This is a genomic window from Porphyromonas canoris (assembly GCF_000769115.1).
Taxonomy (GTDB): Bacteria; Bacteroidota; Bacteroidia; order Bacteroidales; family Porphyromonadaceae; genus Porphyromonas_A; species Porphyromonas_A canoris.
Genome location: NZ_JQZV01000013.1, coordinates 303,851 through 326,040 on the forward strand (window position 1 = coordinate 303,851; position 22,190 = coordinate 326,040).

The 22,190-nt window shown below is 43.1% G+C and carries 13 protein-coding genes and 5 tRNA genes; 16 read left to right on the forward strand and 2 right to left on the reverse strand.

From position 1 onward, the window contains the following. The first annotated feature begins 5 nt into the window (after nt 1-5). From folE to rpoC, 16 genes are all read left to right on the forward strand, one after another. Nucleotides 6-596, forward strand: coding sequence for a GTP cyclohydrolase I FolE (gene folE, locus HQ43_RS06475; protein WP_036791301.1), 591 nt, complete (start codon nt 6-8; stop codon nt 594-596). Nucleotides 597-1,535: 939 nt separating this feature from the next. Continuing rightward, entirely contained in the window at nt 1,536-3,401 is a 1,866-nt protein-coding gene (locus HQ43_RS06485) for a DNA topoisomerase IV subunit B (RefSeq protein WP_036791305.1), read from the forward strand. Between the two features lie 123 nt (nt 3,402-3,524). Next, nucleotides 3,525-3,598: transfer RNA gene (locus tag HQ43_RS06490), tRNA-Thr, on the forward strand. A 23-nt stretch (nt 3,599-3,621) separates the two neighbouring features. Continuing rightward, nucleotides 3,622-3,704, forward strand: a tRNA-Tyr gene (locus tag HQ43_RS06495). A gap of 37 nt (nt 3,705-3,741) precedes the next feature. Then, nucleotides 3,742-3,814: transfer RNA gene (locus HQ43_RS06500), tRNA-Gly, on the forward strand. Nucleotides 3,815-3,826: 12 nt separating this feature from the next. Further along, nucleotides 3,827-3,898, forward strand: a tRNA-Thr gene (locus tag HQ43_RS06505). A 46-nt stretch (nt 3,899-3,944) separates the two neighbouring features. Beyond that, on the forward strand, nt 3,945-5,132 hold the full coding sequence (tuf, locus tag HQ43_RS06510) for an elongation factor Tu (RefSeq protein ID WP_036791311.1): 1,188 nt from the start codon (nt 3,945-3,947) through the stop codon (nt 5,130-5,132). A 121-nt stretch (nt 5,133-5,253) separates the two neighbouring features. Continuing rightward, nucleotides 5,254-5,326, forward strand: a tRNA-Trp gene (locus HQ43_RS06515). A 20-nt stretch (nt 5,327-5,346) separates the two neighbouring features. Further along, nucleotides 5,347-5,586, forward strand: coding sequence for a preprotein translocase subunit SecE (gene secE, locus HQ43_RS06520; protein ID WP_052079448.1), 240 nt, complete (start codon nt 5,347-5,349; stop codon nt 5,584-5,586). 14 nt (nt 5,587-5,600) lie between these two features. After that, the gene (gene nusG / locus HQ43_RS06525) at nt 5,601-6,146 is read left to right on the forward strand and encodes a transcription termination/antitermination protein NusG (protein ID WP_036791314.1); all 546 of its coding nucleotides are present in this window, start codon (nt 5,601-5,603) and stop codon (nt 6,144-6,146) included. An 81-nt stretch (nt 6,147-6,227) separates the two neighbouring features. Beyond that, on the forward strand, nt 6,228-6,671 hold the full coding sequence (gene rplK, locus HQ43_RS06530) for a 50S ribosomal protein L11 (RefSeq protein WP_036791317.1): 444 nt from the start codon (nt 6,228-6,230) through the stop codon (nt 6,669-6,671). Nucleotides 6,672-6,684: 13 nt separating this feature from the next. Beyond that, nucleotides 6,685-7,383 carry a 50S ribosomal protein L1 gene (gene rplA / locus HQ43_RS06535; protein WP_036791320.1) on the forward strand — a complete coding sequence of 233 codons (699 nt, stop codon included), beginning with the start codon at nt 6,685-6,687 and terminating at the stop codon, nt 7,381-7,383. Nucleotides 7,384-7,394: 11 nt separating this feature from the next. Continuing rightward, nucleotides 7,395-7,922, forward strand: coding sequence for a 50S ribosomal protein L10 (gene rplJ, locus HQ43_RS06540; protein ID WP_036791322.1), 528 nt, complete (start codon nt 7,395-7,397; stop codon nt 7,920-7,922). A 36-nt stretch (nt 7,923-7,958) separates the two neighbouring features. Continuing rightward, on the forward strand, nt 7,959-8,336 hold the full coding sequence (gene rplL / locus HQ43_RS06545; RefSeq protein WP_036791325.1) for a 50S ribosomal protein L7/L12: 378 nt from the start codon (nt 7,959-7,961) through the stop codon (nt 8,334-8,336). A gap of 108 nt (nt 8,337-8,444) precedes the next feature. After that, nucleotides 8,445-12,257 (forward strand): DNA-directed RNA polymerase subunit beta, encoded by a 3,813-nt coding sequence (gene rpoB, locus HQ43_RS06550; RefSeq protein WP_036791327.1) that lies wholly within the window; start codon nt 8,445-8,447, stop codon nt 12,255-12,257. A gap of 31 nt (nt 12,258-12,288) precedes the next feature. Continuing rightward, entirely contained in the window at nt 12,289-16,572 is a 4,284-nt protein-coding gene (gene rpoC / locus HQ43_RS06555; RefSeq protein WP_036791331.1) for a DNA-directed RNA polymerase subunit beta', read from the forward strand. 805 nt (nt 16,573-17,377) lie between these two features. Here rpoC and HQ43_RS06560 read toward each other — a convergent pair. Together HQ43_RS06560 and HQ43_RS06565 are read right to left on the reverse strand one after the other, a co-directional pair. Next, nucleotides 17,378-17,641: a phospholipase D-like domain-containing protein gene (locus HQ43_RS06560; RefSeq protein ID WP_052079447.1), complete on the reverse strand. Its 264-nt coding sequence runs from the start codon at nt 17,639-17,641 to the stop codon at nt 17,378-17,380. Nucleotides 17,642-17,738: 97 nt separating this feature from the next. Then, nucleotides 17,739-22,142, reverse strand: coding sequence for a DUF4332 domain-containing protein (locus HQ43_RS06565; protein ID WP_036792674.1), 4,404 nt, complete (start codon nt 22,140-22,142; stop codon nt 17,739-17,741). Nucleotides 22,143-22,190 lie beyond the last annotated feature (48 nt).

A 22,190-nucleotide genomic window follows, 5' to 3' on the forward strand; every position in this document is an offset into this window, starting at 1 on the left:
AATCTATGAGTTCTGAAAAAAAAGGAGTAGAACATGGTGTGGACATAGACATACTGATGCCACACTATAAGGAAGTACTGATACACTTGGGAGAAGATCCCGATAGAGAGGGGTTGCAAAAGACCCCTTTGAGAGTTGCGAGAGCAATGGCGTTTTTGACGCAAGGGATGCGTCAGGATCCGGCAGCGGTGTTGAAGAGTGCAATGTTCAGGGAAGACTATCGCCAGATGGTTGTTGTGAAAGACATCGACTTCTATTCGCTCTGCGAGCATCATATGTTGCCCTTCTTTGGTAAGGCGCATATCGCATACATCCCGAACGGATATATCACGGGTCTGAGCAAGCTGCCACGGGTGGTGGATATCTTTGCTCGCAGACTGCAAGTACAGGAACGCCTCACAACGCAAATTAAAGAGTGCATACAGGATACGCTCAATCCGCTTGGTGTGATGGTGGTTATCGAAGCCCAACACATGTGTATGCAGATGAGGGGAGTGGAGAAGCAGAACTCCATAACCATGACCAGCGACTTTACCGGAGCTTTCGAGTCTCAAAAGACGCGTGAAGAGTTTATGGCTCTCATCCATAAAAGATAAAAAAGAGACACGGTCGCGGATAAATCTCCGACCGGAAAATAAAAATACAGAGTAAGAAAAAGCTCCCTTTTCGGGGAGCTTTTTTATAAATATGAGGCGCGAAAAATCGCCCAGAAAATCTTCTTGGAGGGAGGGGCGGAGGTGGTCGGTTTTTGTGTCGGTCTCCCTAACCGGCTTGCCGATAGGGAGATATGAAAAATCGCGAATTTGGAAAAAATTTTTTCTCAGTCCGTTTGATGGGGCTTTTTCGTGTTAATAGGTGTAAATTTTAACACCCATTCCTGTAAATGTTTCCTAATAAAGAAATTTGCCTTTTCAGGTGCTTTTTAGGGCGAAAATATGTAAGTAGTTGGCGTTTAGTGTTTTAATGGTTTTGGCTGAACACTTTAATCGAATCCGGTAAACGTATTAAATGAAATCGGTAAACGTGTTCATTGAAAAATTAAACACGTTAAGCCGACAAAATATGCTCGTTTACCGTTTTTGCTTAGCAGGTATCGGAATTTGTGTTAATAAACAGGGGTGGATTTAACAGTTTGGTCGTGCTCTGAAAACAACCCCTCCGATCAAAATAGAGAGCAAGAAAAAAGAGAACATTTTTCGAGATGGAATATATAAAAATGAGGGTCGGACAAGGCGGCGAACCGAAAGAGAAAATGTCTTAAAAACTTCCCGGTTCTCGCTTCGGAGGCGTCTTTTTGTTGAATGGAGCCGGGTAAGAGCTTCTGTCCGAACTCTATCGGGGGAGGTTCGGAGGTTTTTGGGGGAGAGAGCGAACGCTTTCGCCTTTTGGGCGGAGGCGATACGATGAAAAGGGCGGATTGGGATTTTGATCTCCCGGTATCGGGTCGGCTCCTTTTTCTTTCGTCTTGTGGTGATTTAGCTCCCACTTCTTTTTTGTATCTTTGACCCTCAAACAGATTGAGATAGACTCCCGGCATGAGCAAAGAAACCCTACAAGATCACAATTATACCGACGATAAAGTTATTACATTAGACCCTATGGAGCATATCCGGAGACGTCCGGGGATGTATATAGGTAAGCTCGGAGATGGAACGAGTCCGGATGACGGAATATATGTCCTCCTCAAGGAGGTGATAGATAACGCCATAGACGAGTACTCCATGGGGTATGGCAATCGGATAGAGATAAACATAGATGAGGACGGGCTTGTTGTCGTAAGAGACTTCGGGCGTGGCGTGCCGCAAGGATCGTTGAGAGACATCGCCGGAAAGATGAACACCGGAGCGAAGTATGACGATGAGGTGTTCAAAAAAGTGGTCGGACTCAATGGCGTAGGGCTTAAAGCCGTGAACGCTCTCAGCGATCGGATGGAGCTTTCATCGTTCCGATCGGGAAAAGGAAAGAGCGTGGTGTTTGAAAAAGGAATATTCGTCTCCGAAACAGACTTTTTCGACTGCGAGAATGAAAAGGACGGCACCAAGGTGCTATTCCATCCCGACCCCACGCTGTTCAAGGAGTACCATTATATTAAAGACTATGTGGAGCAGATGTTGAAGATGTACTGCTATCTTCACACCTCGCTTACCATCTCTTTCAATGGTAAAAGATTCAGCTCGAAAAGAGGCTTGCAGGATCTGCTGGAAGATACCATGACGGGTGAAGCGCTCTATCCGATCATCCATCTTAGCGGTAAAGATATAGAGATAGCCATGACCCACTCGTCGCAGTATGGGGAAGAGTACTACTCTTTTGTGAATGGACAGAATACGATTCACGGGGGTACGCACCTCTCTGCATTCAAAGAGCATGCGGCTAAAACCATAAAAGAGTATTATGGTAAAAACTTCGATGTGGGCGATATACGCTCCGGAATAGTGGCGGCAATAAGCATCAGGATTCAGGAACCACTCTTTGAGAGTCAGACCAAAACGAAGTTGGGCTCCAGGGATATTGCGGAAGGCGGAATCTCTTTGGGCAAATTCGTCGGAGATTTTCTCAAGGTGGAGCTGGACAACTATCTGCATAAACATTCCGAGACAAGCGACATCCTCTACAAAAAGATACTTGAGAGCGAAAAGGAGCGTAAGAGCATTGCCGGCATTACCAAGCTTGCAAAAGAGAGGGCAAAGAAGTCTTCCATCCACAACAAAAAGCTCCGCGACTGCACCTACCATTATAATAACCCGAAAACACCCCGTCCGGACGATACGTCGATCTTTATCACCGAGGGACTTTCGGCAAGCGGTTCTATCACGCAAAGCCGGGATGCGGAGTATCAGGCTGTGTTTTCTCTTCGGGGAAAACCGCTCAACTGCTACGGGCTTTCCAAACGAGTGGTGTATGAGAACGAGGAGTTCAATCTCCTTCAAGCGGCTCTTAATATAGAAGATGGTATAGACAACCTCAGATATAATAAGGTCATCGTGGCAACCGATGCCGATGTGGACGGTATGCATATCCGTCTCCTCATCATAACGTTCTTCTTGCAGTTTTTCCCCGATCTGGTTCGCCAAAAACACGTATATATATTACAGACGCCTCTTTTCCGGGTGAGAGATAAGGGCGAAAAGCAGACCATCTACTGCTATGACGAGAAAGAGCGGGACGAAGCCGTGGCAAAACTGGGTTCTAATGCCTCTATCACCAGATTTAAGGGCTTGGGAGAGATCACGGCAGAGGAGTTTAAGCACTTTATCGGAGCGGATATCCGACTCGATCCTGTGGTTATGAGGAAAGAGGATAGCATAAAGGAGCTGCTCGACTTCTATATGGGGAAGAATACACCGGACCGTCAAGAGTTCATCGTATCCAATCTTGAGGTGGAAGATGATGTATTATAAGCCATTCGGAAGTAGGAAATGAAAAAATATTTGCTCGCTACTTGCACAATCGAAAAATAGTGCTTAAATTTGCACCCGAAAGCACTTGAAAGAACGACAGAGGTTGTTTGGGTGTTTGAATAAGCCTCTTTAGCTCAGTTGGCCAGAGCACGTGATTTGTAATCTCGGGGTCGTTGGTTCGAATCCGACAAGAGGCTCACCTTAAAAAGAAAACATGGAAGGGCAGTTTCCAGAGTGGCCAAATGGGGCTGACTGTAACTCAGCTGACGTTCGTCTTCGGTGGTTCGAATCCATCACTGCCCACTTAAATAAAATCTACAGGTCTATAATAGGTCTGAATGCGGAAGTAGCTCAGTCGATAGAGCATTAGCCTTCCAAGCTAAGGGTCGCGGGTTTGAGCCCCGTCTTCCGCTCTCTTTTTTTTCGCCTATGTAGCTCAGGGGTAGAGCACTTCCTTGGTAAGGAAGAGGTCCCGGGTTCAAATCCCGGCATCGGCTCTGAGAAACAAGTAAGAAATTTAACCCATATATAACATTTTAAATTATGGCAAAAGAACATTTTAATAGGAGTAAGCCCCACGTAAATATCGGTACTATCGGTCACGTGGACCACGGTAAGACTACTTTGACTGCCGCTATTACTACAGTATTGGCAAAGAAGGGTCTTTCTGAATTGCGTTCTTTCGACTCTATCGACAACGCACCAGAAGAAAAGGAAAGAGGTATCACTATCAATACTTCTCACGTTGAGTATGAAACTGCGAACCGTCACTATGCTCACGTTGACTGTCCTGGTCACGCCGACTATGTGAAGAACATGGTTACCGGTGCCGCTCAAATGGACGGTGCTATTATCGTTGTGGCTGCTACAGATGGTCCTATGCCTCAAACAAGAGAGCACATCCTTCTTGCACGTCAGGTAAACGTTCCTCGTCTTGTTGTGTTTATGAACAAGTGCGACTCTGTTGATGACCAAGAAATGCTTGAACTTGTGGAAATGGAAATGAGAGAACTTCTTTCATTCTATGACTTCGATGGTGATAACACTCCTGTTATCCAAGGTTCTGCTCTTGGTGCTCTTAATGGAGATGCAAAATGGGAAGATAAGGTTATGGAGCTTATGGATGCAGTAGATAACTGGATTCCACTTCCTCCACGTGATATCGACAAACCATTCTTGATGCCGGTTGAAGACGTATTCTCTATCACAGGTCGTGGTACTGTTGCTACCGGTCGTATTGAGACAGGTATCATTAAGACAGGTGAAGAAGTTCAAATTATCGGTCTTGGTGCTGCTGGTTTGAAATCAGTTGTTACAGGTGTGGAAATGTTCCGCAAGATTCTTGACGAAGGTCAAGCCGGTGATAACGTAGGTCTTCTTCTTCGTGGTATCGATAAGAACGAAATCAAGCGTGGTATGGTTATCACTCACCCTGGAAAGGTTACTCCTCACAAGAGATTTAAGGCTGAGGTGTATATCTTGAAGAAAGAAGAAGGTGGTCGCCACACTCCATTCCACAACAAGTATCGTCCTCAGTTCTATATCCGTACTCTTGACGTTACAGGTGAAATCACTCTTCCTGAAGGAACAGAAATGGTAATGCCTGGTGATAACGTAACTATTACTGTAGAACTTATCTATCCGGTAGCATGTAGCGTAGGTCTTCGCTTCGCAATCCGTGAAGGTGGTCGTACAGTAGGTGCTGGTCAGATTACAGAACTTCTCGACTAATACGAGTGATCAGACCTTGAGAGTAAAAATTTTGCCACTCTCCCTAAAGGTCTCATAAAATAACAGTGAGAGGTGCTTCCCCTCCGTGAAACACAGATGATAGCACCTCTCACTTTTTTATACGGGTTTAGCTCAGTTGGTAGAGCACTGGTCTCCAAAACCAGGTGTCGTGAGTTCGAGTCTCTCAACCCGTGCTAAAAATCTTAAGATTACGATGGCAAAATCAAATACTAATGCGGTTGCAAAACCGAATATATTTGTGCGCATGGCAAATTACCTCAAAGAGGTATATGAAGAATTGCGCTACAAGGTTTCATGGCCTACTAAAGCCGAATTGGCAAACAGTGCAGTAATAGTCCTTATTGCTTCCATCATTATTGCTGTTTTTGTTTTCTTAGTAGATAAGAGCTTTGAAACTATTATCTCCGAACTATACAAGTTGATCACGCGTTAAGAAGATTCTGAGCAATGCAAGGGAATTCTGACGTTAAGTATTATGTCCTTCGCGCTGTAAGTGGCAAAGAGGTAAAGGTAAAGGAGTACATAGAAGCTGAGTGTAAGCATACAGATCTCGGCCGCTATGTACACAACGTGCTTATACCTATGGAAAAGACATTTATAGTGCGTGGAGGTAAGAAGATCGCAAGAGAGAGACCGTACTTTCCGGGCTATGTCTTTGTGCAGGCTGAGCTTGTGGGCGAGGTGCAGCACAGACTTCGAGTAACTCCTAACGTGCTGGGCTTCTTGGAAGCGCATCCGGACCCTGTTCCTTTGCGTGAAGATGAAGTTAAGCGTATGCTTGGGATTGCCGATGAGCTTACCGAAAGGATTGCCGACATGGATCTGGAATTCTATGTGGGAGATAAGGTCAAGTTGGCCTTTGATCCTTTTACCGGTTTCTATGGTGAGGTGATAGAAGTCTATCCCGAGAAGCAGAAGCTGAAGATCTTGGTTAAGGTCTTTGGTAATCCGACTCCTATGGAGGTAGGCTATTTACAGGTAGTGAAAGAGTAGTTTTTAGGAGTACGTGTTACGGTATTCCGATGATTTCTACTTTTTCTCATTCGATTTTTTAATACACAAAAATGTTCAAAAATGGCAAAAGAAGTTGCTGGACAATTAAAGTTGCAAATTAAGGGTGGCGCAGCTAACCCTTCACCTCCTGTGGGTCCTGCACTAGGTGCAAAGGGTCTTAACATTATGGAGTTTTGCAAGCAATTCAATGCCAGAACCCAAGACAGCGCAGGTAAAATTCTTCCTGTCGTAATTACCTATTACGCAGATAAGAGTTTTGACTTCGTTGTTAAGACTCCCCCTGTGGCTATTCAACTACTTGAAGCAGCTAAGATTAAGTCTGGCTCTGCAGAACCTAATAGAAAGAAGGTGGCAGAAATCACTTGGGAACAAGTGAGAGCCATTGCTACGGATAAGTTGGTGGACCTAAACTGTTTTACTATCGAATCTGCAATGAGATTGGTAGCAGGAACAGCAAGGAGTATGGGTATTTCAGTTAAGGGTGAATTCCCGGAAAATAATTAAATTCGATTAGACAATGAGTAAACTTACAAAGAATCAGAAGTTGGCTTTGAGCAAGGTCGAACCCGGGAAAATGTACACATTGAAGGAAGCATGTGCTTTGGTTAAAGAGATTACAACCACCAAGTTTGATGCTTCTGTGGACATTGATATTCGCCTTGGCGTTGACCCACGTAAAGCAAACCAGATGGTAAGAGGTGTAGTTTCTCTACCACATGGTACAGGTAAGGAAATTAGGGTTTTGGCTCTGTGTACACCCGACAAAGAGGCAGAAGCTAAAGAAGCTGGAGCCGACTATGTAGGGCTTGATGAATATATTGAAAAGATAAAAGGTGGCTGGACAGACATTGACGTAATCATTACTATGCCTGCTATTATGGGTAAGATTGGTGCGTTGGGTCGTGTTCTCGGACCTCGTGGTCTTATGCCTAACCCAAAGAGTGGTACCGTAACCAACGATATCGCTCAAGCTGTAAAAGAGGTTAAGCAAGGTAAGATAGACTTTAAGGTGGATAAAGCCGGTATTGTTCACACATCTATTGGCAAGGTATCTTTCTCTGAAGATAAGATCCGTGACAATGCTAAGGAGTTTGTTGCTACCATCCAAAAGCTTAAACCTGCTGCAGCTAAGGGAACATATGTTAAGAGTATCTTTCTATCGAGTACCATGAGTTTGGGTATCAAAGTAGATCCTAAATCTGTGGAAGAAATTTAAATTTGTGAACTATGAGAAAGGAAGATAAAGTAACAGTTGTAGCCTCTCTGAAAGAGGCAATAGAGGCATATCCTCATTTTTATCTGACAGACGTTGAAGCACTGGACGCAAAGAAAACAAGCGAACTCAGAAGAGAGTGTTTTAAGAGAAATATCAAGCTTGTTGTTGCTAAGAACAAGCTTTTGATGCGTGCTCTTAGTGAAGTGAATGAAGAGCTTTATGCTCCTTTGTTCGCTACTCTAAAGGGAAGCACAGCTGTGATGTTCTCTGAGAATGCTAACGCTCCTGCAAAGCTTATAAAGGATTTTACTAAGGGCTCTAAGGGCGAAGGCAAACCTCAATTGAAGTCTGCTTATGCTCAAGAGGGTATTTATATTGGCGCAAATCAGCTTTCTACTCTTGAAACAATTAAGAGTCGTGAAGAGCTTATCGCTGATGTAGTAGCTCTTCTTGAATCTCCTATCAAGAACGTTCTTTCTTCACTTCAGTCTGGAGGAAATACTATTCATGGAGTGCTTGAAACTCTCCAAAAAAAATAATAATCAAGTCAAATACAACTAAAAAATTATACTGAAATGGCAGATATCAAAGCTATTGCTGAACAACTAGTGAACCTAACGGTTAAAGAAGTTAGCGAACTCGCTACTATCCTTAAAGAAGAATACGGCATTGAGCCTGCTGCAGCTGCTGTTGCTGTTGCTGCTGGTCCTGCTGCTGGTGCGGCTGAAGCTGTAGAAGAAAAGACATCTTTTGATATTGTTCTTAAGTCTGCAGGCGCAGCTAAGCTTCAAGTGGTTAAGGCTGTTAAGGAACAATGCGGCCTTGGTCTTAAGGAAGCAAAAGACATCGTAGATGGAGCTCCTTCTACTGTTAAGGAAGGTGTAGATAAAGCTACTGCTGAAGCTCTTAAGAAAGCTCTAGAAGAAGCAGGTGCTGAAGTAGAAATTAAATAATCTACGCTTGTAAGCCCTGTTTTTAACAGGATATGGTTAAGATCCCACTGCAAAGTGGGTTCTTAACCTTTTCGTGTCTTATTTCCTTTTTTACCTTATTTGCTTCATATGTCCAAACAAAATCGTACGCAAAGAGTCAATTTTGCATCTATAAAAAATCCATTTCCTTTTCCGGACTTCTTGGATGTTCAGCTGAAGTCGTTTAAGGACTTCTTGCAATTAGATACTCCTCCGGAGAAGAGAAAAAAGGAGGGCTTGTATAAGGTGTTTGCTGAAAACTTCCCTATACATGATACCAGAAATAACTTTGTACTTGAATTTTTGGACTATTATATAGATCCTCCGAGATACACAATAGATGAGTGTATCACACGTGGTCTTACTTATAATGTTCCTCTCAAGGCTAAGATGAAACTTTACTGTACAGATCCGGATCATGAGGATTTTGATACAGTGACTCAGGATGTCTATTTGGGTGCCATACCCTATATGACAAATAGTGGTACATTCATAATAAACGGAGCAGAACGTGTTGTCGTTTCCCAGATGCACCGCTCTCCGGGTGTTTTCTTCAGTGAAAGTATGCATGCCAACCGCACCAAACTCTATTCGGCAAGGATTATTCCTTTCAAAGGATCCTGGATAGAGTTTGCTACGGATATTTCTAACGTGATGTATGCATACATTGACCGTAAAAAGAAATTACCCGTAACCACTCTACTAAGAGCTATTGGTTTTGAAACGGATAAGGCTATTCTGGACATTTTTGGAATGGCAGAAGAGGTTAAGGTTACTAAGACTAATCTCAAAAAATATCTTGGGAGAAAAGTTGCAGCACGTCTTTTGAAGACATGGTTAGAGGACTTTGTTGATTCTGAAACAGGTGAAGTCGTTTCTCTGGAGAGATATGAGGTCATTCTGGATCGTGAACAAGAGTTGACGGAGGACAATATGCAACATGTTTTGGATTCCGGAGTATCATCTATTCTTCTTCATAAGGAGGATGAAGGAGGATTGGACTTCTCAATCATTTCCAATACATTCCAAAAAGACCAATCTAACTCCGAGAAAGAAGCTATAGATCATATCTATAAGCAGTTGCGTAATCAAGATCCTGTGGACGAAGCTTCTGCTCGTGAGGTGATTACCAACCTTTTCTTCTCTGAAAAAAGGTATGACCTTGGAGACGTTGGTCGTTACAGAATAAATAAGAAACTCAATCTGGATATAGATCCGGATGTCAAGATATTGACCAAAGAGGATATTATTGCTATTATCCGATACTTGGTCGAACTCAAGAATAACAAACAGACAATAGACGATATAGACCACTTGTCTAATCGTCGTGTCCGTACAGTGGGAGAACAGCTGTACAACCAGTTTGGTGTTGGTCTTGCAAGAATGGCTCGCACTGTAAGAGAGCGTATGAACGTGAGAGATAATGAAGTCTTTACTCCTATAGACCTTATCAACGCAAAGACAATCTCTTCAGTTGTTAACTCATTCTTCGGAACAAACGCACTGTCTCAGTTTATGGACCAAACCAATCCTCTTGCCGAGATTACTCACAAGAGAAGATTGTCTGCTTTAGGTCCCGGAGGTCTTAGCCGTGATAGAGCCGGATTTGAGGTTCGAGACGTTCACTACACACACTATGGTCGCCTCTGTCCTATTGAGACTCCGGAAGGGCCAAACATTGGTCTTATCTCTTCTCTGTGTGTATATGCTAAAATCAATGAACTTGGATTTATTTCCACTCCTTACAGAAAGGTTGTAAACGGAAAGGTAGATTTCTCTCCGGAGGGCATTGAGTATTTTACTGCAGAAGCAGAAGAGGACAAGACAGTGGCTCAAGGTAATGCTCCACTGAACGAAGATGGCAAGTTTATCAATCCAATGGTAAAGTCTCGTTATGCGTCAGACTTCCCCGTTGTATCTCCTGATAAAGTTGACCTTATGGACGTATCTCCCACTCAGATTGCGTCTATTGCTGCATCTCTTATTCCTTTCTTGGAACATGACGATGCTAACCGTGCTTTGATGGGTTCTAACATGATGCGTCAGGCTGTACCTCTTATTCAGCCGGATGCTCCTATTGTGGGTACGGGTATCGAAAGCCAGTTGGTAAGAGACTCTCGTTCGCAAGTTGTTGCAGAGCGTGATGGTGTTATCGAATATGTAGATGCTACCGTAATAAAGATACGCTATGATAGAACAGAAGATGAAGCCTTTGTTTCGTTTGATGATCCTATTACAGAATATAAGCTACCGAAGTTCCGTAAAACGAACCAAAGTACAACTATAGACCTTCGTCCTATCTGCCGAAAAGGACAGAAAGTTAAGAAAGGAGATATCCTCACAGAAGGATATTCTACCCAACAAGGTGAAATTGCTTTGGGACGCAATGTCCTTGTTGCATATATGCCTTGGAAGGGGTACAACTATGAGGATGCTATTGTATTGAACGAGCGTCTTGTTCGTGAAGATATATTTACATCTGTTCATGTTGATGAGTATATCTTGGAAGTACGTGAGACAAAACGAGGATTGGAAGAGTTGACTTCTGATATCCCGAATGTTTCCGAAGATGCTACAAAGGATCTTGACGAACGAGGCATTATCCGAATAGGAGCCCATGTAACACCGGGAGATATTTTGGTCGGAAAGATCACTCCAAAGGGAGAATCAGATCCAACTCCGGAAGAAAAACTTCTTCATGCAATCTTTGGGGATAAAGCCGGAGACGTCAAGGATGCTTCTCTTAAAGCTACACCGTCTCTCTCCGGAACCGTTATCCAAACCTGTCTATTCTCTCGTGCTATGATGACGAGAAAGGATAAAGCGGCGACACGTGATGTCCTAAAAGAAATGGATAAGGAGTTTGAGAGAGTATGTGAAGACCTCAAGGAGGTTGCAATACAAAAGCTCATTAAGATTATTCAAGATAAGGTTTCAGCCGGAGTGATGAATTATCATGGTGCTGAGGTCGTATCTAAAGGAACAAAATTTACTCCTATCGTTCTTTCTCAGATACAGTATGACGAAGTACAACTTAATGGTTGGACTAATGATGAGCATACCAATGACCTTATCCGTGCTTTAGTTCAGAACTATTTACGTAAGGTTAAGGAGCAGGAATCCGAACTTCGCCGACGCAAATATGATCTGACTATTGGAGACGAGCTACCTAATGGTATCGTTCAAATAGCTAAGGTGTATATTGCAAAGAAGAGAAAGATTCAGGTTGGAGATAAGATGGCAGGACGTCACGGTAACAAGGGTATTGTTTCTAAGATTGTTCGTTATGAAGATATGCCGTTTATGGATGATGGTACTGCTGTTGATTTGTGTTTGAATCCGCTTGGTGTACCTTCTCGTATGAACCTTGGACAGATCTTTGAAGCAGTGCTTGGTTGGGCAGGAAAAACTCTTGATACTAAGTTTGCCACCCCTATCTTTGATGGTGCCAAGTTAGAAGATTTGGACTATTGGACAGATAAAGCTTCTCTGCCTCGTTATGGAGCAACACGCTTGAGAGACGGAGGAACCGGAGAATATTTTGACCAGCCGGCAACAGTCGGAGTAACCTACTTCTTGAAGTTGGGACACATGGTTGATGATAAGATGCACGCACGTTCTATCGGTCCATACTCTTTGATAACTCAACAACCTCTTGGAGGTAAGGCTCAGTTTGGTGGTCAGCGTTTCGGAGAAATGGAGGTTTGGGCTCTTGAAGCTTATGGCGCAGCACACATCTTGCAAGAAATCTTGACCATAAAGAGTGATGATGTGGTAGGCCGTTCTAAAGCCTATGAAGCTATTGTCAAAGGAACTCCAATGCCTACACCGGGTATCCCGGAATCTTTGAATGTATTGTTGCATGAACTCAAAGGTCTTGGCTTGAGTTTTACATTGGATTAAAAAGAATCGAACTTCACATACGCATTTACACATGGCTTTTAAAAGAGACAATAAGATAAGGAGTAATTTTACCAAGATAACAATTGGTATTGCCTCACCGGAAGAGATTCTTGAAAACTCAAGTGGAGAGGTCCTAAAACCCGAAACAATAAATTATAGAACGTATAAGCCGGAACGAGATGGCCTTTTCTGTGAGCGCACCTTTGGTCCTGTTAAGGATTATGAGTGTCATTGCGGAAAGTACAAGCGTATTCGTTACAAAGGAATTGTTTGTGATCGCTGTGGTGTAGAGGTTACAGAAAAGAAGGTTCGCCGTGAGCGTATGGGACATATCTCTTTGGAAGTCCCTGTTGTTCATATCTGGTATTTCCGTTCAAATCCTAACAAGATATCATATCTTCTCGGCATTCCTGCCAAGAAGCTGGAGTCTGTAATTTACTACGAAAAATATGCTGTTATTCAGCCGGGTATTGTAGAGTCTGTAGAGGTTAATGACCTGCTGACAGAGGATGAATACCTGGAAATTTTGGCTTCTCTGCCCAAAGAGAACCAATATTTGGATGATAGTGATCCCAATAAATTTATAGCAAAAATAGGAGCAGAAGCTATCTATGACCTACTTGCACGTGTCGATCTTGACAAACTCTCTTACGAACTTAGAGACAGAGCGTCTAAGGACTCATCTCAGCAACGTAAGAAGGATGCTTTGAAGCGTCTTCAAGTAGTCGAAAGTTTTCGAGCAAGCCAAGGACAGAACCGTCCGGAGTGGATGGTCCTAAAGGTTGTTCCGGTAATTCCTCCGGAATTGAGACCTTTGGTACCTCTTGACGGCGGTCGCTTTGCAACATCTGACCTGAACGAGTTGTATCGTAGAGTTATCATACGTAACAATCGTCTTAAAAGACTTCTTGAGCAGAGAGCTCCTCAGGTAATTCTTCGTAATGAGAAGCGGATGCTTCAGGAAGCGGTGGATAGCCTTTTTGATAACTCTCGTAAGTCAAGCGCAGTCAAGAGCGAAAGCAATCGTCCATTGAAGTCTCTAACAGACTCTCTAAAGGGAAAGCAAGGACGCTTCCGTCAGAACCTGCTTGGTAAGCGTGTCGATTATTCTGCACGTTCCGTTATTGTGGTTGGTCCTGAGCTTAAGATGCACGAGTGCGGTCTGCCAAAATACATGGCAGCAGAGCTTTACAAGCCATTTATCATACGTAAGTTGATAGAGCGTGGCATTGTTAAGACCGTTAAGAGTGCTAAAAAGATTGTGGATCGTAAAGAGCCGGTCGTTTGGGATATTTTGGAACACGTGATCAAAGGGCACCCTGTTCTTCTCAACCGTGCTCCTACACTTCACCGTCTCGGTATTCAGGCCTTCCAACCTAAGCTTATAGAAGGAAAAGCTATTCAGCTGCACCCTCTTGCTTGTACGGCATTTAACGCCGACTTTGACGGGGACCAGATGGCTGTTCACCTTCCTTTGTCCAATGAGGCTATATTGGAAGCACAGATCCTTATGCTGGCTTCTCACAATATCCTTAACCCTGCAAATGGAGCGCCTATTACCGTACCATCACAAGATATGGTACTCGGACTTTATTACATCACCAAGATCCGTAAGAACAGCAAGGGTGCAGGTCTTGTATTTTATGGACCGGAAGAAGCTTTCATTGCTTATAATGAAGGAAAGGTTGGTATCCATGCACCGATTAAAGTCGTGGTAGACGATTTGGATGAAAGTGGCAACGAAATTTCACACATGGTTGAAACTTCTGTTGGACGACTTTTATTCAACGAATGTGTACCCGAAAAGATAGGCTATGTCAATGCTCTTCTTGGAAAGAATGCTCTTCGAGATATTATTGGTTATGTCATAAAGAAGAGAGGTGTTGCAGCAACGGCACACTTCCTTGATCACATAAAGGATCTCGGCTATAACATGGCATTTAAGGCAGGTCTTTCATTTAACCTTTCAGATGTTCTTATTCCACAGGAGAAAGAGCAGCTTATTCAAGAGGGATATGAGGAGATAAATGCCATTACTGCCAATTATAGCATGGGTTTTATCACCAATAATGAAAGATACAACCAGATTATAGATGCTTGGACGCATATCAACACAAGATTGTCCAATATCTTGATGAAACAGCTCAGTCAGGATAACGAAGGATTTAACCCGATCTTTATGATGATGGACTCCGGAGCTCGTGGTTCCAAGAGTCAGATCAATCAGCTTTCAGGTATTCGTGGTCTTATGGCTAAACCGCAGAAGAGTGGTGCGGATGCAGCCCCGACTATGGAGAACCCTATTCTTTCTAACTTTAAGGAAGGGCTATCTGTTCTTGAGTATTTTATCTCTACTCACGGTGCTCGTAAAGGTCTTTCCGATACGGCTCTTAAGACAGCCGATGCCGGTTACCTTACTCGTCGTCTTGTGGATGTTTCCCAAGATGTTATTGTGACAGAAGATGACTGTGAAACACTTCGTGGCTTGGAGATTTCGGAAATAAAAGAGAATGATATTGTTGTTTCTTCTCTTTATGAACGTATTCTTGGTCGTGTTTCAGTTCATGATATAATCCATCCTAATACGGGAGAGATTCTCGTTTATGCCGGAGAAGAGATTACAGAAGATGCTGCACAACGGATACAAGATTCGCCTATTAAGAGTGTAGAGATCCGTTCTGTTCTTACTTGTGAGTCCAAGAAAGGTGTCTGTGCAAAGTGCTATGGTCGAAATCTTGCCGTTGGTACTATGGTGCAGATCGGAGAGGTTGTCGGTGTTATTGCGGCTCAATCCATTGGAGAGCCGGGTACACAGCTTACACTTCGTACTTTCCACGCCGGAGGTATTGCATCCAATGCTACACAACAGAACTCCTACAAGGCTAAGTATGATGGTATTTTGGAGATAGACGAACTTCGTACAGTAGACTTTGTCGAAGAAGACGGAAGCATTACCAAAATAGTCGTAAGCCGTCTTGCCGAATTGCGTCTTATTGACCCGAATACTCGAATGATTCTTGTCAACAATCATATCCCTTATGGAGCACGTTTGTTCTTCAATATTGGAGATAAGATCCAGAAGGATGCTGTCCTTTACGAGTTTGACCCATTCAATACCGTTATTATATCCGAAGCTGCGGGTACACTTGCATACAATGGCATTGTTGAGAATGTTACTTTCAAAGTAGAGCATGACTCTAACGTGGAGGTCGGACACACAGACAACGTCATCATTGAATCTAAGGATAAGAATCTTTCACCGGAATTCCGTATTTTGGATAAGGATGGCAATATAGATCGTACTTACAACCTTCCGGTAGGTGCTCGTTTTAGCAAGAAAGAAGGTGAACGAGTAAATCTGGGAGATATCCTTGTAAAGATTCCTCGTACAAGCAACTCCGGAGGGGACATCACGGGAGGTCTTCCTCGTGTAACCGAGCTGTTTGAAGCACGTAATCCGAATAATCCTGCGGTTGTTTCCGAAATTGATGGAGAAGTATCTTTAGGTAAGATTCGTCGAGGTCATCGGGAGGTAACTGTTACTTCCAAGCTTGGAGAAGAGAGAAAGTATCAGGTGCCATTGTCAAAGCAACTGCTTATTCAAGAGAAAGAGTATGTCCGTGCAGGAACACCTCTCTCTGATGGTGCGATAACTCCTGCAGATATTCTTGCCATACAAGGACCAAATGCTGTACAAGACTACATTGTCAATGGTATCCAGCATGTCTATCGTCAACAAGGGGTAAAGATCAACGATAAGCACTTTGAAGTTATTGTACGTCAAATGATGCGTAAGGTTGAAATTGTTGAACCGGGAGATACACGATTCTTGGAACAACAGCTTGTCGATCGTATAGAGGTTCAGGAAGAGAATGATCGTATATGGGGCAAAAAGGTTGTGGTAGATGCCGGAGACTCAGAAATTTATAGTCCGGGTCAGATCATCACCGTTCGCAGACTAAGAGACGAAAACAGCTCATTGAAGAGAAGAGACTTGAGACCTGTTCAGGTAAGAGATGCTCAACCTGCCACGGCAAATCAAGTATTGCAAGGAATTACTCGTGCTGCACTTCAAACCAATAGCTTTATGTCTGCCGCATCATTCCAAGAGACACCTAAGGTGCTCAACGATGCTGCAATCCAAGGCAAGGTAGACTATTTGGAGGCTCTCAAAGAGAACGTTATCTGTGGACACTTGATACCTGCCGGTACCGGTTTCCGTATGTACGACAAACTTATAGTTGGTTCTAAAGAGGAGTTGGAAGCTCATAAGGCTGCTACTCTTGCAGGACCGGTGATTATGCCGGAAGACTAACTTTATTTAGCATAAATATTATTTCACGGAAAGTCCCGCCATACAGCTGTATGGCGGGACTTCTTTATTCTCCCTCCTGTTAGCACATTCTCACACAACTTAGGAGGCCTAATGCCAAAAAGGAAGGAGTGGTTTTTTGAACTTCCAAAGGCAGTTCTCCAAACCACTCCTAATCTCGCATACGGCACCCTGATACTACCTTTGATCAATGCTATCTGAGCAACTTGTCTCTTTCGTATCAACCGTACTATTACTTCCGTCCACTGGGAGTCTGAATATTTTCTTCTCAACCCTTGTTAGAAAAATTCTAATAGTGGATCAAGATCACAAATAGAACACAGATAAACTCATCCCTCAAGACTACAAACTGTTGTAATCTCATCAATCCCGAACGTTCGCCTCTGATCCAAGGCTATCTCCACCTCTCCTATTTTCGATTACTCATAATACCCCAAAGAAACAATCTTATCTTTTACTAAGCCTCATTGACCAAAAACAAATTGTTGCTTTTGATACAATTACTACAAAGTTCGGATTCAAAAGTTTACAATAAGGTACTACTTTCATCAATTTCAGATCGGCTTCGAGCCTTGTGCTTCTATTTAAGGATAGACATGATAGCGATCAATCACAGAAACCGCATTGATGCAACTACCCGATGAAAGTATACCAAATTACTGTTCACATTGCATATCATTCAAAGACCTCCTATACGCCATAGCCTCTTACAATCTATATCATGATCAAACTCAAAGTTTGAAAAGAGATATAAACCATAGCAGACTATCGTCCGTATTTGCAAGTTTCACTCTTTCGGCGTCTGCATTGGTAGTCCGAGTATAGAAGCCAGAGTCTGCCGAAGCATCTCTTGCTCGTTAAGCTGCATGAGCAGATTAACATACCCGCCAACTTGGGTAATATTCATAGGTGCAGGAATGCGAGAAGGTTTTATATCGCTTTCCGAAGCTATTCTGCGAAGTATCATCTTTTTTATTTCCAATACTTCCGGCGAAACTTCGTGTTCCAACAACTTCGCCACTAATGCTTGTATATCTATATTTTCTGACATATCAATCTTTTTTGAGATTTTGGTTTGACAACTGCTTATAGAATTCACTCTCCCTGATTACTTACAGACAGACAATCAAATTGTTTATAGCTCCTTCTTATTTCTTTTCAGTCCCTCCGTTTTTCGGAGTTTCCTTCTTATTGTTATCTCCCTCCTTCTTTTCCTCGTCATCTTTCTTATTGGCGGAGAAAAATTCTAAGGCAGCCTTTGCCATTTTTTCAGAAGATTCTATCGCCCTGTCTCGACCGGAAGATGCACTCTTGGTACCCTCATTAAGTATCTCCTTGAGTTGGTCTAAGCCGGTTATATTGTCAAAGATTGGAGGCTTTTTGTTTACTAAAGCAGTTAGTAGATCTGCTGCCGTAACCGGAGTTGCAGCGGCTGCCTCTTGTAAGTTGAGAGGAGTTATATCCTTTGTCTTTTTACCTGCCAAGCAATCTGTAGAGTTAAGACCTTTATGATCAATCTCCATCTTATCAATTGGAGAATCTTGCCAGTTCCAGAAACGAGTAAGGTCAATCTTTTCGCTCACATTTGTTTCTCCTAACACCGCTTCACCTATCATACCACTTGTCGGTAGAGATATTGTAGTTGTTGGTGCACGGAAATTATTGCTATGGTATCGGCATATTGCATCCTGCATTTCTGCGGCAGTACAGCCCAGTAGTTTTGCCAAGCTTTGAGGATATGTAAAAGGCAATAGCATACAGTTGCCATAGAACCCAAGAAGCTTTTTAACATTAACACAGTTGAGCAGTGGAATGTTGACATTGTTTCTATTGGAATTTCTTATATCCTCTTCTTCCGTTTGAACATTCGCATTCACGATAGCCTCTTCAAAGTCCATCTTTATGGTGTACTGTTCCAACATCATTGCTCTTTCGTCATCAGAAAGACTCCTCCAAACTATTTGAGAGTAACGTAGAGTTTCCGATGCCAGATATTGCAGTAAGGCTTCCATCTGTTGAAACTCAGTACGACGCAACGTATGGGAACTTGTCGAAACGCCCACATAAACATCTCCTTCTAATGATGAGTTGGATAGTACAAGTTGGAATTTCACCGGTTTGTCGATCAGCTCAATTTCCGGATAGCCGAGACTATTCATTTCTCTTGATGATATCCACACATTGGGAGATATGTATGCCTCAGGCAAGACATTTCTATAGTACTCGATTTTTCTAAGATCACCCGAAGTATTGTCGGTATCCTTCATCGAGTCCCAATATTTGTCCATCATACTCTTATATTCCTCATCTGCGTAGACGCCGGAAGCTGCCTTTGCTTTAGGATTCTTATACAATGTATAATGCAAAGGTTCGCAAGAGTAGCGGATAGTTACATGTGAGATATCTTCATCAATAACTCCAATGGGGAGATTAAAGGAAAGTATCGCCCTTTTCTTTGGGTATTTTCCATTAGAAGTGTTTGAATTTCTGATATCCCTTATCGCCCGTTTCAGGTCATTGCTTGTTTCATATTCGCTTCCTAACCGGACTCTTTCATAACTCACCGTTCCGGCGACTGTTCCCTTGCCATTCTTCAGAACAAGATAAGCCTTAATATCATCACATGAAAGGAATATACCTTGTATTGAGAATGAAAAGAGAGATGGTTGCCCTCCTGTCTTTTCCATTGTCCATTGTGGTAAGGCTGCATATTTCTGAATGAGGTTTACTCCTGCCCAATGCTTATAAGGTAAGTAGTATTTCAGAGAGTTTGCATACTTCAATACTGTGGCATAACGCCTCGCGAAAGCTGCGCTATTAAAACTTTCGATACTGCCTGCCGGATAAATCAAACTTTCTCCTGAAGGCAGGAATCTGATCAATTTAAGAGGAACAAATAGCACCAAGTCGACGCTATCAATACATGTTTCCAAACGGTAGCGACGCATAACCTCCCAATATTGGATAGTCATTGCATGAGAATGGTTGTGGTTCGCCACGATCTTGGTTGCAACAGAATCGGAGACATCGTTCGTCGCGGTAGTGATACTTATACGCTTCGACTGAGACAACCTTGCTGAGGCACTCTTGATATTGTGTTGAAAACTATTGGCTGCGGCTGATGCTTCTCTGTAAAAGTTAGATTGGCTTGAAGAGAGAGAGCTTCGACCTTTCGTTTTTGAGAAACCTCCGGATAGTCCTAAAGTTGCACTGACATAAGGAGCAAAACCTCCGGCGATACCACCGCCTCCACCAAAGCTGTTCGTCCAAGTACTATAGCTGTAATTAGAATTGGATCTGGACATCTGGTCAATCGCCTGATTAAAAATTGCGGAAGTATCGTCCTCTTGAGAAAGAGCATAGCGTGAGCGTGTTGCATCCGCTCCCTCTGCTACATCTGTAATACTGTATCTCTGTTTATTCTCTCGTACAATGATGCGTTGTTCCTCTCCCGGAGCAAGGATCAAAGAGTACAAAAGAGTTCCAAGAGCAAAGCCATCCGGTACCCATGCTTGATGCATATTGAGTGTATAACCCATGCCGAGCGTGGACATTTGTGGATAGTTATGAGGATCCTTGTACATCTGTTCCTTAAATGCCTCTACATCTACAGGTCTGTTCAGTGTTACTCGCGCGTTCTTGCCGGCACCTTTAGGTATGGGGAATATATCGGGCTCTTTCAGGCGCTGTAGCATCCTATAAGTAAATATCCTTGACGGAGCTGTGTCAGTAGGTAGCTTTATAACGTCTCCTCCTTCACCCATCAGCTTGACGCTTGGTAACGCTCGAGGCATATCCATACGTCTGTTTTCAAATATCTCTTGAATGACAGTGAATCCGTCACTCTTGACCTGCTCCACTCCTATGGAGGTGGCAGTCAACTGAGCATTCAGTTTGGAAGCAGATGCCATAAACCGGTCGAAAGTGCTCTTTAGGTCGTTTGTGCCAAAGCGTTCCAACAGCTCCTTTTTCTTTTCACTATACCTTTGCCTCAACTCCTCTCGTTCACTCTTCAGCCCTTTAGTCTCTCCTTTGCCTTCTAAAGTCTCGTTTATCTTCTGCAGAGCTTCCTCCAATATCCGCTTGGCTCTATCGGTTGTTTCCGGATTACTTATTTTTGCTTCGATGCTTGCCTTCTTTCTCTCCAGGAATCGGATCCTCTCAGATAAGCTGTCTGCACTGTCTCCGATGGCATCGACAGCAAGAAACTCTTTGAGTATCTGCTGTTCCGGAACAGAATCGATAAAATCCGATGCCGTTGTCAAAAACTTCTGCTTTTTATTTCCATCGGAAATGGTTATCGTTACAGCCTCCTTAAGGCTATACCTGTCGGGCATTGATATTATAAACCTACCACTGCCGTCTGTGTAGCATCGAGGTTTCTTATTGACCTCCGTCTTATCTTGGTCCGGACTTACAATACCATCTATCTCGACTAATACTCCCGGCAGACATCTCTTATTTTCATCCGGTTCGTCCGCCTTTTTTATAAACACGGTACCGCTTGCTGTCCGAGGTAAAGGCAAGGTGTATTCGACATTGTCCAGAAAACCCAACACCTCATTTATAATCTCGTATATAGATTCGAGCTCTGCACTCGCATCATCTTCAGAAGAAAAATCATCCTTGAACAAGTACACCGGAGGCACTCCATCTGCCTCTATCTGAGCGGGAACTCCAATGAGAAGAGAGCTTATATTCTCCCAAGAATTTATCTTCGCTCTATGGGAGCGTAATATCTCAGTTACTTCCGGACGAAGAGAAGCAATCTTTCCGGATATGTTGCTATGAGGAGTCTCTTTTATACCTTCTTCAAACTCTTTCCTTTTTGATATACAGAATGAAGCCAGACTTGGAGAATATTTCAATAACATTGCCGCATTGGCAATCATTTTCTCAAGCTCCTCTTTTTCCACGAGGGAGAAATCTACTTGAGAGGCATTGATATTGGTGAGAATCGGGTAGGCTTTTTCTGCATCTACCTTCGCCAAATCTTCCACATTACGTACTCCCGCCTGGACCAGAAGATACGCCATGTCTGTCGTCATACCTTCCACTCTCCATAGATCTGCCTGCTTTATCCAGCTGGTAACAAGTTTGAGATCCACTCCAAGTCTCGATGCCATGGAAACTCTCTTTTCATGAGAGCGACCTCTAACCAGAAGTGTGGCAACATCATACACATTGAGCTTATCCCTCAACTTTGCTTGCATCACACGGCTAATCCCCTTGATGGGAATAAGAGAGGAACTCGGCTTATTTTCTTTTTGATCTAAAAACTTCAGAGTCTTGAGAACATTCTCCAAAGTAAAGTATGCGCTTAGGGGACAATTCGGTGTCTGTTCGCCATCTCCTTCAAAATATCCTTTTGCTATCAACAGCTCCGCTCTGGACAAATTCTCTTCACTCTTTTTGTTCAGAACCAACTTTTTTAGAATATCAAAACTAAGAGGAACGCGCCACTCCGGCTCATTGACTTTCTGTTCACAGATTTTACGTATTTTGCCGTACAAATGGCATTGCTCATCCATTTTACTCTTTCGATCAGGCATAATATGACAGTTTTTATGTTAAACGTATATCAGATTTCAATCACGCTC

What these genes read in the sequence shown, in the direction of transcription:
- folE (WP_036791301.1), top strand. Translation starts at nt 6, where the DNA reads ATGAGTTCTGAAAAAAAAGGAGTAGAACATGGTGTGGACATAGACATA.
- HQ43_RS06485 (WP_036791305.1), top strand. Translation starts at nt 1,536, where the DNA reads ATGAGCAAAGAAACCCTACAAGATCACAATTATACCGACGATAAAGTT.
- tuf (WP_036791311.1), top strand. Translation starts at nt 3,945, where the DNA reads ATGGCAAAAGAACATTTTAATAGGAGTAAGCCCCACGTAAATATCGGT.
- secE (WP_052079448.1), top strand. Translation starts at nt 5,347, where the DNA reads ATGGCAAAATCAAATACTAATGCGGTTGCAAAACCGAATATATTTGTG.
- nusG (WP_036791314.1), top strand. Translation starts at nt 5,601, where the DNA reads ATGCAAGGGAATTCTGACGTTAAGTATTATGTCCTTCGCGCTGTAAGT.
- rplK (WP_036791317.1), top strand. Translation starts at nt 6,228, where the DNA reads ATGGCAAAAGAAGTTGCTGGACAATTAAAGTTGCAAATTAAGGGTGGC.
- rplA (WP_036791320.1), top strand. Translation starts at nt 6,685, where the DNA reads ATGAGTAAACTTACAAAGAATCAGAAGTTGGCTTTGAGCAAGGTCGAA.
- rplJ (WP_036791322.1), top strand. Translation starts at nt 7,395, where the DNA reads ATGAGAAAGGAAGATAAAGTAACAGTTGTAGCCTCTCTGAAAGAGGCA.
- rplL (WP_036791325.1), top strand. Translation starts at nt 7,959, where the DNA reads ATGGCAGATATCAAAGCTATTGCTGAACAACTAGTGAACCTAACGGTT.
- rpoB (WP_036791327.1), top strand. Translation starts at nt 8,445, where the DNA reads ATGTCCAAACAAAATCGTACGCAAAGAGTCAATTTTGCATCTATAAAA.
- rpoC (WP_036791331.1), top strand. Translation starts at nt 12,289, where the DNA reads ATGGCTTTTAAAAGAGACAATAAGATAAGGAGTAATTTTACCAAGATA.
- HQ43_RS06560 (WP_052079447.1), bottom strand. Translation starts at nt 17,641, where the DNA reads ATGTCAGAAAATATAGATATACAAGCATTAGTGGCGAAGTTGTTGGAA.
- HQ43_RS06565 (WP_036792674.1), bottom strand. Translation starts at nt 22,142, where the DNA reads ATGCCTGATCGAAAGAGTAAAATGGATGAGCAATGCCATTTGTACGGC.